This is a genomic window from Methylophaga sp. UBA2496, assembly GCF_002341635.1.
Taxonomy (GTDB): domain Bacteria; phylum Pseudomonadota; class Gammaproteobacteria; order Nitrosococcales; family Methylophagaceae; genus Methylophaga.
In genome coordinates, this window is sequence record NZ_DDOK01000001.1 from 1 (window position 1) to 15,943 (window position 15,943).

Consider the following 15,943-nt stretch of genomic DNA (forward strand, 5'->3'; position numbering starts at 1 on the left):
GCTTCTGGCGCTGGTTCGGCGGTTTGTTCCGGCTCACCAGGTTCAGCCGTTTCTGGGCTCAACTCATCTACAGCCGGTATTTCTTCATGATCAGAGCTATTCACAACATCCTGAGTTGCTTCCCTCATTTCATTGGATTCTGGCTCTGATGGCTGATGAGGCTCTTCCGGAACAACTTCATCAGCTACAGCTTCCGGCATCTCAGTTTCAACCCGTTGTTCCAGCCCGTTAGATTCTGCATTTTCAGTGAATTCCTCCTGTTCTTTTTCCAGAACAGTCGAGTCACTCTCTTCAACGAGCAAACCGGTATTCTCAGACTCTTTTAATAGTGAATCAGCAAAAGAGGCATTCTCGGTTAGTAGTGGGTCTAAATCCTCTGCATCTGGAACCTCGGCTTGCTCTTGCTTCAAGGGCTGTTCAGGTCCGGAGGTTATGTTTTCGATTTGTTGCGTGTGTTCCAGCAAATCTTCCGCTGCGTCACTGGCTGTTTCATCAAGACCTGCCGGTTCTACCGCGGCCATTTTTTCAGCATATTGCGCTGAGGACTCACCTCCCTCAGGCGAAACAACATCTATTGGATTTGCATCAGCTTCTGATATCGCTTGTTCAAGTACTTCGGTGACTTCATCAGCAGTAACCGATTGCGCCATATCATCTTGTTCTGGCGTGGTGATCTCATCAATGATTCTGTCGGGTGTTTCATTATTATTTTCTTTTTTGGAAACTTCCGGCTCATCTGTAGCATCTTTGATGCGCATCAATTCATCGATTTCCGCGACCGAAATCCCGGCTTCCCCAGCAGGCTCCATTTCAACAGCCTGATCAATGTCTAATTCAATTTCGGCAGGCTGAACTGGATTCATTAAATCCAGTGGATTGATATCTCCACTTTCAAAAGCATGGAATTTCAGCTCCTGATGTTCAAACGCCGCCGTATTTTCAGGAATATCGGCACTTGCATCAGGGGTGGGAGATTTGCCATAAACATCCGGCACCTGATTGGCCCAGGCTTTATTTAAATAAGCCTTCATACTGTTAAGTTCTGATGAGCTGCCGGCATTTTCCATTGCGGCTTCATCGATCTCTGGTGAAGGAGCAGCCATCTCTGAAGAAGCTTTACCGTAAATATCAGGAACGGTTGGGTTCCAGTCATTTTTCACAAAATCCGCCATCCGCATGGCGGGTTTGACTGCTTCAGTTTCTAACACTGCCTCGGACTGTAAATCTTGCCCGTCTTGAACGTCTGGTTCCAATTGGTCAGCTGTATTGACATCATCAGTTGCCAAGCCATCAAATTCTGCCAGCAGTTCAGGAGCCATCTCCACTTCCGAGTCTGCAGCGGGTTCTTCATTTACCTCTTCAGTCAAATCGCTGCTGGTCGTTTCATCCTCCAACTGGTTTTGATTGGATATATCCTCCGCATTTTCAGTTTCAACATCCGCCAGTTCAATCTCAAACATCTCGGAAGTATCATTCTGTTCGTCACTGACAACAGTTTCATCATCCAGTAGTTCGGTTTGTGCAACAACATTCTCAGCATTCTCGTCATCAAACACACTGTCAAAGTCTGCTACAGGTTCTTCTTCCGCTTCAGGTGACACTATTTGATCTTCAAACTCTGCCGTTTCTTCGGATAATTCAGTTTCGCTGGCAATTTCCTCCGTCATCTCGGATTCGACAGGATCCTGCTCAATATCGGCTTGCATAATACTTAGCGTTGCATCCGTTAACGAAGTAATCTGTTCCGGTAATTTTCCCAGTGATTTTTCGTCCTGTTCTGAATACAGATTGACTATCGATTTAAAGATTTCCTTTTCCCGCGACATCAATTCTTCAACCATGGTATCGAGAGCAGCGCCGCTTAAACCATAACGTTCACTCAGTTGACTGCTTAATGCAGCAAAACGTTGTTCATGATTGTTTTTGATTAACTTGGCCGTTTTTGCAGCCGCTGCCTGAGCACGTTTATGTTTGCGTCGGGCACGAAGCAGAACCCAGACAAACAAAATGGCAAAGATAAAAGCCAGCTCGTAAGCCAGCCATTGAAAAACCGGATCAGTCATAGACATTTATAATAAGTCTCCAGGTAATAGCTGCCGGCGACGGCTGCGATGCCAAAACCAGAATCCCATCAATAACAACAGCACAATAACGGCATTACCAATGGCTAAAATGACAGTATTTGATAATCGAAAGACAGTCTCATCAATAATCGTTGTTTCTTCATCTGCAACCGGATCAATCATCACCGGTTCAAATGGCTTATCAGCAGAATCAGCAGCAAGCGCTGTTTCTGAAGTAATCGTCAATGTGGCCCCCATTTCGTCCAGTAACTGAATGGGTTTCGGCTGTAAAAAAACATTACGGCCAGTCAGGGTTTTACCTCTGATCTGCAACGATAATTGATACGCAGTTTCCGGCTGCAGATCAGCTAAAGTCAGCTGCCAGGTGTTATCAGCTTGGCGTAACACATCATAGGGAAACTCACTGCCATCAGCGGCGCTGAGCAATGCGGTGATTTGCAATGATTTAGGATCAATCATGCTGGCATCAGCTGACATGGATAAACGATGACTTCGACTGTCTGTTTCCAGCTGGGTAACGGTAACATCAAACGGCAATGCTACTACGTTGACAGATTGCCGCCGCTGGCGTTCAAATGTGTCACTTTTTGCCGTGATCACAATATCATTTTGTCCACTATCAAACAGCTTGCCCAAATTTGCCATAAACGTCGCCGTCTGGTTATTTAAGGTCATCGTGTTGTTGATGGGATCGCCTGCCAGTGGCTGGGTACTCAACTCTGCCGTCACCAGCTGCAGAAAATCCGTTCGCTCAACCTGTTTACCATGGTCGATCAATTTAGCAACAATATCAAATTGCTCTCCTGCCAGAATATTATTTGGCAGATCAATGGTTTCCAGTCGCAGATCGGTCAGCACCATGACCCGGTTATCCGGATCTATATTAGCGTCAATAAACCAGTCACCTGTCATCGGTTTTTCTACCGTGATTAAATCAAAATGTTTTTCCTGCATCCAGCGTACCGAGGACTCATGATTATCAGCTTGTTGGCGTTGCTGATCAGGTTGCACCAGTTGGGTGACATCGGTTTCATTTTCACGAAACACCAAAATCGTCATTTCATTGACACTGTTATCAATAGTGAACTGATTCTCAACCAACGGAACCGAATCACGTTGGGTTGCCTGTTCAAACAAATGCAGAAATACCCGTTCCAGCTCATCGGCATTATCCACCTTGTGGTACCAGCCATCGGTGGAGAGGGAGAGTTGTTTCAGTAGTTCATGATCAGCTTCTTCGGATAACGCTATTGTATGGATACGAAAGCCTTTTTGCTTAATTTGCGGTAACAGTTTATCGATAATGTTTTGCCGGGATTGTTGACTGGCAGCTTTTCCCTGATGTAAATCAACCAGACCATCCGATAACAGGATAATACTGCGTTGCCTGGCCGGATCTGAGGACTTAACATTAGCGGTAGCTTTTTGCAGGGCCTGCTCGATATCCGTAAACAAGCCGTGGGAATGAATTTCAGAGGATTTTTGCTGGACCTGTTGCCGCCATTTATCGTCAGCATTCTGTATTGGAACCAGCATATTGACGTAACGGGCAAACGTCCAGACACCACTTTCGGCATCGCCCGGCATCAACCCACCCAATAAACGCAGACCAGGTGATCGCAGATTCTGTGGATCGTTGTATTTCATGCTGCCAGACACATCAATAATGATGCGGACATCTGCATTTGACTCAGCATTGGCATTCGCTGGAAAGGCAAGCCAGATGACTGGCAGGGCCAGTATTACCCTTAATATTCTCTGCATAAAAACAACCTGTTTGGCTTGAAAAGCGGCAGAAAATGTCATCACTGGCGATTTTCTGACGCGAATTGTTTTATTTCAGACTCAATATGCAGGTTTTATGCCGATAGTTCAGTTATTTGCTTGGCGAGCTTAAAGTAGATCCAACCCACATTGGATATCTGTTTGAATATCTTCAACATTTTCCAAACCAACCGATAGACGTATCATGCCCTCGCTGATACCTGATTCGGCACGGGCTACTTCAGACAAACGGCCATGCGTAGTCGTCGCGGGATGGGTAATCGTTGTTTTTGTGTCACCCAAATTGGCGGTAATTGAAATAAAACGAGTGGCATTAATCAGTTTCCACGCAGCCTGTTGCCCGCCTTTGACTTCAAACGCAATAATGCCGCCAAAATCAGATTGCTGCTGTTTGGCTAGTTGATGACCGGGATGTGATTTCAGACCCGCATAAAAAACCTGTGACACTTGTTTTTGCTGTTGCAACCAATGGGCGAGTTGATTGGCATTGCTGGAATGCGCTCTCATACGTAAATCCAGGGTTTCCAGACCTTTCAGAAAAGTCCAGGCATTGAATGCGCTCATCGTTGGGCCAGCTGAACGCAGGAAACCGTAGACATCTTCTCCGACACGCTGTGCATCACCGACTACCGCCCCACCAACACAACGCCCCTGTCCATCAATATATTTGGTAGCAGAGTGAATCACAATATCCGCGCCAAGCAATAATGGCTGCTGTAAAGCCGGGGTACAGAAACAGTTATCGACAATTAACAGGCAATCATGCTGTTTTGCCAAAGCGGATAACGCCGCTAAATCAGCAATTTCATTGAGTGGATTGGATGGCGTTTCCAGAAACAGCGCCTTGGTATTGGGTTTAATTGCCGCTTCCCAGGCCGCCAAATCGGTTAACGGCACATAATCCGTCTGCAAACCGAACTTGCTGAGATATTTATCAAACAATACCCGGGTAGTACCAAATACACTGCGTGAAGAGACAATATGATCCCCTGCAGCACATAATCCCATAAAGGTTGCGAGAATAGCCGACATGCCTGAAGCTGTTGCCACACAGGCTTCACCTTGTTCCAGCGAGGCAAGACGTTGCTCAAAGGTGCGTACGGTTGGATTGGTAAAGCGTGCATAGATATTGCCGGGTTCATCACCGCCAAATCGTGCTGCCGCTTGTTCAGCACTGTCAAACACAAAACTTGAAGTGGGGAAAATTGGTTCGGAATGTTCGCCCTCAGGAGTTCTTACATGTCCTGTACGAATTGCACGGGTGGCAAAACCCTGGTCTTTGAGATCTGTCATGATAACTCTGAATATCGCTGGAAAATCCTGCCATTCTAAAAGATAAGCCTTATAGCTGACCAGCTTTATCCTTACTGAATGATCCGGCGAACATGCGAGGAAGATAAAATTAATGATTTGCCGTTAAAAGCTAAAAATCATGCTCAGTCGATAATGACTGAGCATGAAATAAGCTACCTATTTTAAGGCTGATAATGTAAAGACAGCATATAGGTACGATCCAAGGTATTGAAGTTATTGACTGTCTGATATTCCTTATCAAACACATTCATTGCATTTAGCTTAACCGACCAGTCATTATCAATCTGATAAGCCACTCGAAAGTCCACCAGACCATAACCACTTAAACGCGTGTTGTTAGCGGCATCGTCATAACGATAGTCACTCACTTTCCAGCTGCCGCCAATTGACCAGTCGCCAAACTGACGATCAACATGCAGATTCGCCAGGCGCTGTGCTCTGCGTGGTAGCTTATTACGTGTTTCCTCATCTTCGGGTTTAAGCACAGTCGCATTGAACTGTACCTGCCAATTCAGCAGCGTTGTAGCCAAATCGAATTCAAGACCTTTGATTTTGGCTTCAGCCACATTTTCAGTGGTGGGAAATTGATATACCAACAAATCACGTATTTTGTTCTGAAAAGCATGGACTCCCCAGGTACCCCAATCAGCGTTACCTAACAAACCAACACCATAGTTTTTCGATTTTTCGGCTTCCAAATCGGGATTGCCAACAAAAAACCCAACATCTGGATAATAAAGTTCATTAAATGTTGGGGCTTTGAATGCCGTTCCAACATTCGCCGTAAGCTGAAGTGCCTGTGTTAACTGATAGCCCCACTCTGCCGTGCCGGTCGTTTCTTCCCCATAGGCTTCGTTATCATCATGTCGAGAACTTAATAACCAGCTGTGATTTCCTGCCTGCCCTTGCCAACTGATAAAAAACGCCTTGTTATCGCGTGAAGTTTCATCGTAATCAATCGTGCCCTCAATTCGGTCATGATCATAGTCAAGACCTACATTAAGTCGTTGATTTTTTGTCAGCATAAAAGTATTGACCAGACTGATAAACCGATGACGGGTATTGAAAGTGCCATCCGGAATGCCATCTTTATAATTATCCGATTCGTCCCTTGATTCAGATAAATTGAGTGACATTAACCAATAATCAGTGAACTGATAACGTGTGTTTACGCCCATAACCTGTTGAATATTATCAGCATAAAAATCTTCTGTAACAGAAAAACTATCATAATGATTTCGGGATTGAGCGCGTAAAAAATTCGCTCCAACACTCCAGTCCTTATTGATATCGTGATCAACTTTTGCTGAAACACTATTATTCCGATAACCATCATGATCCGGATTATCTTCTTCTCGGGCATTAATTCCATTGGTGGATTGATGCGTGAAATTTGCATGATAACGCGTTGTTTCATTACCACCACTGACACCACCACTGGCCTGTTTGGTATTATGGCTGCCAATTCCAACCGAAGCATAGGGTGTCGGGTCTTGTTTTTTACCTTGCCGGGTAAATATCTGAATGACACCACCAATCGCTTCAGAACCATACAAACCAGACCTTGGTCCACGTACGATTTCAATACGCTCAATCTGATTTATCGGAAAGTCCTGGATGGCAGCACCGCCTGATGTAGCAGAATGCCATTTAACCCCATCAACTAAAAACAAAACGTGATCTGAATTTGTTCCTCTCAAATAGACACTACTGTTTTTCCCTAAGCCACCACTATTTGAAATATCCATACTTGGAAACCGTGATAATAAGCTAGGCAAATCATTGATTTGCAAACGTTCAATATCAGCACGCGTGATAACGCTATTGGGTGCCAGCGCATTTTCGGTAGGCATCCGGTTGGCGGTAATGGTTATTGCATCAAGGGATTCCTGTTCGGCCAGAGCCGTAACAGAGAAGGTGGAAGTAGCCAGTGCCGCCAAAGTCAGTCGGGCACAGACACGCAAAGGCATGGCCTTTGTTAAAGGTTTCATATTGTCTCCTGGGGATACGCTCACCCGCGATCCGGATTAATAAAGTCACACAACACACGTTGGTTGTGATGAACTTCAGGCCGGTCTCCGGACTCACGTTGTGGCTTGCGCCAGTACACCCGCCTTCCCACGATTAATCGCAGTGGCTGATTGGATGCATTTTCAACGTTTACCGTTGCGGGGGCAGTGTTGGTTTTTCACCAACTTCCCGTTTAACTCTGATGGATATCAAAGCACCTGAAGAGGGGCGCATCTTAGATCTCCCCCGCCATATCGTCAAATGCGATAACGTAGAAAGTCTATTTCCAAATTGACAATATGGACTGCTAATCCTTATTCTGTCGGCTGTTTCAGGTGTCGCGAAAGCGATGAAACGGGAAGTTGGTGCATTTTCATCTGAAGATAAAGCCGACACTGCCCCCGCAACGGTAAATAAGTTCAGGTTGAACGTTACGCCACTGTATTTTTACGGGAAGGTGTTCAACTGGTGATGGCACCACTTATGAGTCCGGAGACCGGCCTGAAATATCCTGGTCTGTTGACCGAAAATGCTATTAACCAAGTTGTGCGGGTGAGCACATCGGAGAACCTCAATGTCGTTATTATCTCAACGTCAGCAACTGATCGTGGCTGCACTTCTGGCTTTATTAATGGTGATGACTCGCGGTCATCATTTTGCCGATATCAATGTTTTACACAGCGCTTCCTGGGCCGTATTTATGCTCGCCGGGTTTTATCTGGCTTCCAAATTGTGGTTTCCAGTGTTTTTAGGCATGGCTGTCGTGTTGGATTTGATGTCGGTTTACATCGGTGGTGCCAGTAATTTTTGTGTTTCACCAGCGTATGGATTTTTATTACCCGCTTACGGCAGTTTATGGCTGGCAGGTCGCTGGTTCCAATCCAAATACCAATTTAACTGGACCGCATTGTTTACCCTTGCATTGACACTGGTTTCGGTGACTGCAATTGCCGGCTTGTTCAGTGGCGGTGGTTTTTACTGGTTTTCAGGTCGTTATATTGATCCCACCATGGCTGAGTATATGACCCGGTTTGTGCAGTCCTATCCTGGTAACCTGAGTAAATTAAGCTTTTATATCGCTATAGCCGCGGTGATTCATATCAGCTTCCGTTTTGCCAATTTGAGCCAGCGCAGTAATCAGCTACGTTAATGTCAAAGCAGCCGCAAACCTGCGCTGCGCTGATTATTGCTGCCCCCGCCTCAGGTCAAGGTAAAACAACCGTTACCGCGACCTTGGCGTGGCATTATCGACGTCAGGGTAAACAGGTCCGAATTTTCAAAGTGGGTCCAGACTTTCTGGACCCAATGATCCTGTCTTTTGCCTCCGGCCATCCGGTTTATCAAGTTGATTTATGGATGGTCGGTGAAACTCACTCCAGACAACTTATCGCTGAAGCCGCCCAACAGGCGGATATCATTCTGATTGAAGGGGTGATGGGCTTGTTTGATGGCGCGCCCTCCACAGCTGATCTGGCTGCCACTTTGGGAATCCCGGTGTTAGCGGTGATTGATGCCAGTGCCATGGCACAAACATTCGCTGCGTTAGCGTTCGGCTTAGCCAAATTTCGTCAGGATGTGACGTTGACTGGCGTTCTGGCCAATCGTGTGGGCAGTGCCAGACATGCTGAAATGCTGACATCCACTTTACCAGACGATCTACCCTATCTTGCTACTATGCCTCGTCAAACTGAAAGTCTGCCCAGCCGTTATCTGGGTTTGGTTCAGGCTGATGAACTCACGGATTTGAGTGAGCGTCTGGACAAACTGGCAGATAGCATTCAGCTCAATCCCAACTTTGTTTTACCGCAAATCAAACTAGACTACGAACCTGTTGAAGCTTTACCCCCATTATTAAAAGATCTTCGCATCGGCGTGGCTAAGGATGCAGCATTTGCCTTTATTTACCGGGCGAATCTGGATTGTTTAACCGCAATGGGCGCTGAGCTGGTATTTTTCTCGCCATTAACTGACTCAACACTTCCTGAAGTGGATAGTCTTTATCTGCCCGGTGGTTATCCTGAACTGCATCTGGAAACACTCAGCCAAAATATGTCGATGCGTCAGGCGATATGTGAACATATTAATGCCAATAAACCGATTGTGGCTGAATGTGGTGGCATGCTGTATTTGTGCCGTACCTTAACCGATAAGCATGGCCAACAAGCTGAAATGTGTGGCGTGCTGGCAGCCGATGCCAAATTGCAGGCCAGACTGACAGCCTTGGCTTTACAACAAGTCACTCTTGATAATCACACCTTACGTGGGCATACCTATCACCATTCCTTGCTGGAAAACCAACTCGACGCTATTGCTTATGCTGAATCCCCTAATGACAACAAAGTCAGTGAAGCGGTATTTCAGCAACTACGCCTGACCGCCAGTTATATCCACTTTTACTTTCCGTCAGCCCCTGAACTAATCGCCCGCTGGTTTACCCCATGAGTCTGGATAAATACCGTTTTAATGACCAGGATCGTGAGGCGGTTTATCGCGCCATTGGTGAGCGTCGGGATATACGGCATTTTATTGCTGAGCCCATCGATCAGGATATTCTGCAGCGATTATTTCACGCCGCCTGGCAGGCTCCAAGCGTAGGGCTGATGCAGCCTTGGCGGATGATTCGGATTACCGATACCGACATCCGCAACGCTATCCATCAAATCGTTGAAAACGAAAGAGTTCTGACTGCCAGGGCGCTGGGTGAACGCGAAACGGAATTTCTGCAGCTGAAAGTCGAAGGCATCAAGGAGTGCGCCGAAGTGCTGGTTATTTCGTTGATGGATAAACGTGAGTCGCATATTTTTGGTCGGCGTACCCTGCCGGAAATGGATCTGGCATCGGTATCATGTGCCATTCAGAATATGTGGCTGGCTGCCCGTGCCGAAGGTTTGGGGATGGGCTGGGTATCCTTGTTTGATCCCGACCAACTCTCTGAGTTACTGGCTATTCCTGAAGGTGCCTGCCCGGTCGCCATTCTTTGTTTGGGTCATGTCGATAAGTTTTACCAACAACCCATGCTGGAACAGGAAAATTGGCGACAACGTCAACCTTTGGATGAGCTGATTTTTGAAAACTGCTGGCCAGTCAGAACCAAATCATGACGTTTATTATGATGCTGTCTGCTTTGATTCTGGACTGGTTTTTTGGTGAACCCAAATGCCTGCATCCTTTGGTGGGCTTTGGTACGCTGGCAAACAAACTGGAATCCCGTTTTAACCAGAACCACCACAGCACTTCCAGACAATTTATTCTCGGCCTGTTGGCTTTGCTGCTTTGCGTTCTGCCCTTTGCCGTTATCAGTTTTTTCATTAGCCAGTTTGCTGTCTGGGGAACGCTATTTTCTATCCTGGTATTAACTTTATGCATCGGTCACCGCAGCCTGTTTGATCACGCAAAACCTATTCTGCATGCCATGCAGCAAGGTGATATTGAACAGGCCAAAACGCTGACCAGTCGTATTGTCAGTCGTGACAAAGAACATATTGATGTCAACAAAGCCACCATTGAATCGGTACTGGAAAATGGCAATGATGCGGTTTTTGCCACCCTGTTCTGGTTTGCCATCGGCGGTGCTGCAGGTGCAGTCACTTATCGACTCGTCAATACCCTGGATGCCATGTGGGGCTACAGAACGACGCGCTATCTCTATTTCGGTAAAGCGGCAGCACGACTTGATGATGTTTTAAATTATATTCCCGCCAGACTTACCGCGTTGAGCTATGCCTTGCTTGGCAATAGCCGCAAAGCCTTTATTTGTTGGCGGCAGCAGGCATCCAAATGGGATAGTCCAAATGCCGGTCCGGTAATGGCCAGCGGCGCAGGCGCTTTGGATATTCAACTCGGCGGAGCTGCCTGCTACCACGGCGAGTGGCATCAACGCCCCCATCTGGGGACATCAAATCCGGCTGAAGCAAAGGATATTCAACGTGCACTTTGTCTGGTGTTTTTCAGCGTGGGGTTATGGCTGATGGTGACAGGTATTATCGTAGGAATTCACCATGCTTAATCATGGCGGCCGCATTCAGGCTAATTCAAAACAATATGGCATTCCGGTCAATGATTGGCTGGATCTTTCGACCGGCATTAATCCTCATGGCTGGCCGGTTCCTGAATTTATTCCAACAACACTCTGGCAACGACTGCCCGAAGCTGAAGATGACCTGATTGAAAAAGCCAAAGCCTATTATCAATGTGAACATATTTTGCCAATGGCTGGCTCTCAGTCTGCCATACAGTTACTTCCCCGGATGCGGCCCGCTTGTCGGGTTGCCATATTGTCCCCGGCTTATCAAGAATATCGCTATTGCTGGCAACAGGCTGGCCATGCAGTATCTGAGTTGGAGAGCTTTGAACTGGATCAGCTGATTGATCACTTTGATGTAGTCATTGTGGTTCATCCCAATAATCCCACAGGTGAAACCTTCAGCTCAGACTGTTTATTAAATTGGTATCAGCGTTTGCAGAAACGTGGTGGCTGGCTGATAGTTGATGAAGCATTTATCGATATTGCGCCCGCGCATAGTCTGGCTTCGCTTCCAGTGATGAATGGCCTGATTATCTTGCGTTCACTTGGCAAGTTTTTTGGCCTGGCGGGCCTCAGAGTCGGCTTTGTGATCACCCATCCAGTCGTGCTCAATCAACTTACAGAAAAGTCCGGTCCCTGGCCTATTGCCTCAGTTTCACGATGGATAGCCAGCCAGGCACTGGCCGATACCGATTGGCAAAAACAATCACGTCAATATCTGCCACAATATGCTCAGCGCCTGTTTGATTTGCTTACTGAATATGATCTTAAGCCAACAGGTGGTTGCGGATTGTTTCAATGGATAAAAACTGACAAGGCCTCACATATTCATCAGCAGTTGGCTCAACAAGGGATTTTATGCAGATTATTTGATGCACCCGCCGCTTTACGCTTTGGTTTGCCCGCTTCGGAACATGAATGGTTACGACTGGAAACCGCCTTGCAAAAAGTCGTGCCGTCATGATGCGCAAAACGCTTATGGTTCAGGGAACGACCTCTGATGCGGGTAAAAGTACCTTGGTTACCGCCCTGTGTCGCTGGCTGGTGAATCAAGGTTATTCTGTCGCGCCATTTAAGCCCCAGAATATGGCTTTAAATAGTGCTGTGACCGCTGAAGGTGGTGAAGTCGGGCGAGCTCAGGCGGTTCAAGCACAAGCCTGTAATCTGCCGCCACATACGGATATGAATCCGGTTTTATTGAAACCAAACAGTGACACGGGGGCTCAGGTCATTATTCATGGCAAAGCCATTGCCAATATGGATGCGCGGTTTTACCACGACTATAAACAAACTGCGATGGCGGCAGTACTTGAGTCTCATCAACGGCTGATTAATCAATATGATGTGGTAATGGTAGAAGGTGCCGGCTCACCAGCAGAGATCAATTTGCGTGATCGGGATATTGCCAATATGGGTTTTGCCGAAGCGGTGGATTGTCCGGTGATATTAGTCGCCGATATCGATCGGGGCGGCGTATTTGCCCATTTGGTAGGCACGTTAGATCTGCTCTCTTCTACTGAACAACAACGGGTCAAAGGCTTTGTGATTAATCGTTTTCGCGGCGATATCAGCTTGTTGCAGTCTGGTCTCGACTGGCTGGAACAACGCACCGGCAAACCCGTTTTAGGAGTGTTGCCCTATCTGCATGGCCTGCATCTGGAAGCCGAAGATGCCATTAATACTTCGCAGGTAGCAAAAGCTAAAAATGTGCTAAACGTTATTGTGCCTGTACTTCCCCGCATCAGTAACCATACTGATCTGGATCCGTTACGACTTCACCCACAGGTAAATTTGCAGTTTATTGGCCCGGATTCCCCCATTCCACCGGCTGATCTGATTATTCTGCCGGGCAGCAAACATGTCAGTGCTGATCTGCAATGGTTGGAACAGCAAGGTTGGCCCCAAGCGATTGATAAACATCTGCGGTATGGCGGCAAGGTGCTCGGTATCTGTGGTGGCTTTCAAATGCTGGGGCAACAAATTGATGATCCACACGGTGTTGAAAGCACGGTCGGGACATCTAAAAAAGGCCTGGGTTTATTGGATATGATCACCACTCTGCATGCTGAAAAACAACTTAGGCAAAGTCAGGGGCAGTTACTGTTAAATGCTGTTCCCATCACTGGCTATGAAATCCATGCTGGTATCAGTGAAGGCAAAGCTTTGATGCGTCCCCTGTTACAGCTATCAAACGGCCCTGATGGGGCAATCAGCGAAGATCAACAGATTATCGGCACCTATCTGCACGGCTTGTTTGAACAGCCAAAAAGCTGCGATGCCTTGCTGCAATGGGCCGGACTGAATAATGTCAGCAGCCCTGATTATCATACTTTGCGTGAAACAGATATTGAACGACTGGCCGAGATGATAGAACAGCATATGGATACCACAGAACTACTGACGATTTTAAAGGCAGAAAATGGCTAAAACCCTGATCCTAGGCGGTGTAAAATCCGGTAAAAGCCGACTGGCCGAACAACGCGCTACCAACAGCGAATTGCCCGTTTTATATGTTGCCACGGCTCGTGCTGATGACAATGAAATGCAGCAACGTATCGTATTGCATCAACAGCAGCGTCCTGCTCACTGGACCACGATTGAAGTACCTTTGCATCTGGCCGCTGCTTTGCAACAACAGGACGCTGCCAATATATGCATTTTGGTGGATTGCCTGACGTTATGGCTGACTAATCTGTTATTGGCTGATGACGAAAAATTCATTCGCGATGAAATCCAGCAATTACTGGATACCTTGCCAACATTACAAGCTGAAATCATTCTGGTCAGCAATGAAACCAGTATGGGCATCGTGCCAATGGGCGAGCTGACCCGGCGTTTCTGTGATGAAGCCGGCCGGTTACATCAGCAGCTTGCTGTAATGGTGGATAATGTCATCCTGACTGTGGCGGGACTGCCGCATGCATTAAAAGGAAACTGAATGATCGATTTCAACCACTGGTTAACGTTGCCAGTCAAAGCCCTTGATACTGACTCTGCTGATCAAGCGCTGGTTCGACAAAGCCAGCTGACTAAACCTGCAGGATCATTAGGCCAGCTTGAACGGCTGGCTGTACAACTTGCTGCAATGCAAGGTGGTTCGCCGCAAGCGGAGCATGTGCACATCACCGTCTATGCTGCCGATCACGGTGTCATGGCAGAGAATATTTCAGCCTACCCGCAATCAGTTACCGCTTCGATGATACGTAATTTCGCTTCAGGTGGCGCCGCTATCAGCGTCCTTGCGAAACACCTGCACGCCTCGCTGGATGTGATCAATGTTGGCACTGTCACAGAATTGGAAGAAATCAAAGGCGTACAGGATCAACGCATCGCCAATGGCACGGCCAATTTTCATCAGCAAGCTGCCATGACTGAAGCCGAATGCCAACAAGCCATGTTGATTGGTCAGCATAACGTGGAATGTTGTCAGCAAAACGGTACCCGGATTTATATTGCCGGCGATATGGGCATTGGCAACACGACAGCAGCCAGTGCCATGGCCTGTGCCTTACTGAATCTTCCCGCAAGCCAACTGGCAGGGCCAGGCACGGGGCTCAACGCAGAAGGCATCTCACATAAAGCCACTATCATTGAAGAATCCCTGGTTTTGCATAAAAACCATCTGGATTCGCCGCTCGCTGTATTGCGCTATTTAGGCGGCTTTGAAATTGCCGCGATGGTAGGAAGTTATCTGCAATGTGCAAAATCCGGTCTTCCTGTAATCATCGATGGTTTTATCAGCAGTGTTGCCGCTTTATGTGCAGAACAGATATGTCCGGAGAGTCGTCACTGGTTTCTGTTCAGTCACCATAGCGCCGAACCAGGGCATGGTGCCATCTTACAGGCGATAGATGCTCAGCCTTTAGTCAACTTTAATATGCGTCTGGGGGAAGCCAGCGGCGCAGCTGTAGCCATTCCTTTATTAAGAATGGCCTGTGCCCTCCACAATCAAATGGCGACTTTTGAAGAGGCGGCGATTGCCGGGGCCATTAGCTGATGCGATCTTTTCTGATAGCGCTGCAGTTTTTAACGATCCTGCCCATCAAATTGCAGGGTGAATTTGCTGAACAGGATATTGGCCGCTCCTTATTGTTTTATCCATTGGTTGGCTTGCTAATCGGTATTGTTTTAAGCCTTTTAGGCTGGAGTCTGGCCTCTCAAATACCAATGGTCTCTGCTATTTTGGTGTTAGCTGTCTGGGTAACTTTTACTGGTGCATTACATCTGGATGGATTAGCTGACAGTGCTGATGCCTGGTTGGGTGGTATTGGCGATAAGGCCAGAACCCTCAGCATTATGAAAGACCCTGCAGCCGGTCCTGTTGCGGTGGTGACAATCGTATTAGTGCTGTTGATTAAATTTGTCATGCTGACTGTTTTACTCGCCGAACAGAACTGGTGGGCATTAATCTGGTCTGTGATACTGGCCCGCACCGCTTTACCGTTATTGTTTTTAACCACGGACTATGTGCGTCCTCACGGTTTGGGCAGTATTCTCAAACAACAGCAATCAGCACTGCACACACGCCGATTAATACTTGCCGTGGCTGTAGTAGCTTTGTTCAGTATCGGCCTGTTTGCCCTGTTGTTTGGCTTAATCGTTTTTTTATTGCTGCGCTATTTGATGGAACGGCGATTAAATGGCTTCACTGGTGATACGGCGGGTGCCATGGTGGAACTGCTTGAAGCGGCATTACTGATATTTTTTGTTTTATTTTAGGAAAATT

The 15,943-nt window shown here is 47.1% G+C and carries 13 protein-coding genes and 2 riboswitches; of the genes, 9 read left to right on the forward strand and 4 right to left on the reverse strand.

The genetic code is table 11. The features are described from left to right. From B2W60_RS00005 to B2W60_RS00020, 4 genes are all read right to left on the reverse strand, one after another. Nucleotides 1-2,069 (reverse strand): hypothetical protein (locus tag B2W60_RS00005; protein ID WP_292361385.1); only part of this gene is annotated, 2,069 nt, incomplete at its 3' end. Continuing rightward, nucleotides 2,070-3,848, reverse strand: coding sequence for a vWA domain-containing protein (locus B2W60_RS00010; RefSeq protein ID WP_292361386.1), 1,779 nt, complete (start codon nt 3,846-3,848; stop codon nt 2,070-2,072). It abuts the gene before it with no gap. A gap of 129 nt (nt 3,849-3,977) precedes the next feature. After that, on the reverse strand, nt 3,978-5,162 hold the full coding sequence (locus tag B2W60_RS00015; RefSeq protein ID WP_292361387.1) for an O-succinylhomoserine sulfhydrylase: 1,185 nt from the start codon (nt 5,160-5,162) through the stop codon (nt 3,978-3,980). Between the two features lie 182 nt (nt 5,163-5,344). Continuing rightward, nucleotides 5,345-7,174, reverse strand: coding sequence for a TonB-dependent receptor domain-containing protein (locus B2W60_RS00020; protein WP_292361388.1), 1,830 nt, complete (start codon nt 7,172-7,174; stop codon nt 5,345-5,347). Between the two features lie 61 nt (nt 7,175-7,235). Then, nucleotides 7,236-7,430: riboswitch (cobalamin riboswitch) on the reverse strand. Nucleotides 7,431-7,509: 79 nt separating this feature from the next. After that, nucleotides 7,510-7,712: riboswitch (cobalamin riboswitch) on the forward strand. 55 nt (nt 7,713-7,767) lie between these two features. On the opposite strand from B2W60_RS00020, the gene B2W60_RS00025 reads away from it, so the two are divergent. Genes B2W60_RS00025 through B2W60_RS00065 form a run of 9 tightly spaced genes read left to right on the forward strand, consistent with a single transcriptional unit; the run spans nt 7,768 to nt 15,936 of the window. Further along, the gene (locus B2W60_RS00025) at nt 7,768-8,343 is read left to right on the forward strand and encodes a hypothetical protein (protein WP_292361389.1); all 576 of its coding nucleotides are present in this window, start codon (nt 7,768-7,770) and stop codon (nt 8,341-8,343) included. Then, nucleotides 8,343-9,635, forward strand: coding sequence for a cobyrinate a,c-diamide synthase (locus tag B2W60_RS00030; RefSeq protein WP_292361390.1), 1,293 nt, complete (start codon nt 8,343-8,345; stop codon nt 9,633-9,635). The genes B2W60_RS00025 and B2W60_RS00030 overlap by 1 nt, the downstream gene beginning before the upstream one ends. After that, nucleotides 9,632-10,294, forward strand: coding sequence for a 5,6-dimethylbenzimidazole synthase (bluB, locus tag B2W60_RS00035; RefSeq protein ID WP_292361391.1), 663 nt, complete (start codon nt 9,632-9,634; stop codon nt 10,292-10,294). Before B2W60_RS00030 ends, bluB begins: the two co-directional genes overlap by 4 nt. Beyond that, nucleotides 10,291-11,199 (forward strand): adenosylcobinamide-phosphate synthase CbiB, encoded by a 909-nt coding sequence (gene cbiB, locus B2W60_RS00040; protein ID WP_292361392.1) that lies wholly within the window; start codon nt 10,291-10,293, stop codon nt 11,197-11,199. Before bluB ends, cbiB begins: the two co-directional genes overlap by 4 nt. Beyond that, nucleotides 11,192-12,181 carry a threonine-phosphate decarboxylase CobD gene (gene cobD / locus B2W60_RS00045; RefSeq protein ID WP_292361393.1) on the forward strand — a complete coding sequence of 330 codons (990 nt, stop codon included), beginning with the start codon at nt 11,192-11,194 and terminating at the stop codon, nt 12,179-12,181. Before cbiB ends, cobD begins: the two co-directional genes overlap by 8 nt. Continuing rightward, nucleotides 12,136-13,644 carry a cobyric acid synthase gene (locus tag B2W60_RS00050; protein ID WP_292361394.1) on the forward strand — a complete coding sequence of 503 codons (1,509 nt, stop codon included), beginning with the start codon at nt 12,136-12,138 and terminating at the stop codon, nt 13,642-13,644. Before cobD ends, B2W60_RS00050 begins: the two co-directional genes overlap by 46 nt. Continuing rightward, nucleotides 13,637-14,155, forward strand: coding sequence for a bifunctional adenosylcobinamide kinase/adenosylcobinamide-phosphate guanylyltransferase (gene cobU, locus B2W60_RS00055; RefSeq protein ID WP_292361395.1), 519 nt, complete (start codon nt 13,637-13,639; stop codon nt 14,153-14,155). Before B2W60_RS00050 ends, cobU begins: the two co-directional genes overlap by 8 nt. Beyond that, nucleotides 14,156-15,214 (forward strand): nicotinate-nucleotide--dimethylbenzimidazole phosphoribosyltransferase, encoded by a 1,059-nt coding sequence (gene cobT, locus B2W60_RS00060; RefSeq protein ID WP_292361396.1) that lies wholly within the window; start codon nt 14,156-14,158, stop codon nt 15,212-15,214. Further along, nucleotides 15,214-15,936 (forward strand): adenosylcobinamide-GDP ribazoletransferase, encoded by a 723-nt coding sequence (locus tag B2W60_RS00065; RefSeq protein WP_292361397.1) that lies wholly within the window; start codon nt 15,214-15,216, stop codon nt 15,934-15,936. The genes cobT and B2W60_RS00065 overlap by 1 nt, the downstream gene beginning before the upstream one ends. The last annotated feature ends 7 nt before the right edge of the window (nt 15,937-15,943 follow it).

Bases quoted from the DNA above. Each gene is read 5' to 3' on its own strand.
- B2W60_RS00025 (WP_292361389.1), top strand. From the start codon at position 7,768: ATGTCGTTATTATCTCAACGTCAGCAACTGATCGTGGCTGCACTTCTG.
- cobT (WP_292361396.1), top strand. From the start codon at position 14,156: ATGATCGATTTCAACCACTGGTTAACGTTGCCAGTCAAAGCCCTTGAT.
- B2W60_RS00020 (WP_292361388.1), bottom strand. From the start codon at position 7,174: ATGAAACCTTTAACAAAGGCCATGCCTTTGCGTGTCTGTGCCCGACTG.
- cobU (WP_292361395.1), top strand. From the start codon at position 13,637: ATGGCTAAAACCCTGATCCTAGGCGGTGTAAAATCCGGTAAAAGCCGA.
- B2W60_RS00050 (WP_292361394.1), top strand. From the start codon at position 12,136: ATGGTTACGACTGGAAACCGCCTTGCAAAAAGTCGTGCCGTCATGATG.
- B2W60_RS00010 (WP_292361386.1), bottom strand. From the start codon at position 3,848: ATGCAGAGAATATTAAGGGTAATACTGGCCCTGCCAGTCATCTGGCTT.
- B2W60_RS00015 (WP_292361387.1), bottom strand. From the start codon at position 5,162: ATGACAGATCTCAAAGACCAGGGTTTTGCCACCCGTGCAATTCGTACA.
- bluB (WP_292361391.1), top strand. From the start codon at position 9,632: ATGAGTCTGGATAAATACCGTTTTAATGACCAGGATCGTGAGGCGGTT.
- cbiB (WP_292361392.1), top strand. From the start codon at position 10,291: ATGACGTTTATTATGATGCTGTCTGCTTTGATTCTGGACTGGTTTTTT.
- cobD (WP_292361393.1), top strand. From the start codon at position 11,192: ATGCTTAATCATGGCGGCCGCATTCAGGCTAATTCAAAACAATATGGC.
- B2W60_RS00030 (WP_292361390.1), top strand. From the start codon at position 8,343: ATGTCAAAGCAGCCGCAAACCTGCGCTGCGCTGATTATTGCTGCCCCC.
- B2W60_RS00065 (WP_292361397.1), top strand. From the start codon at position 15,214: ATGCGATCTTTTCTGATAGCGCTGCAGTTTTTAACGATCCTGCCCATC.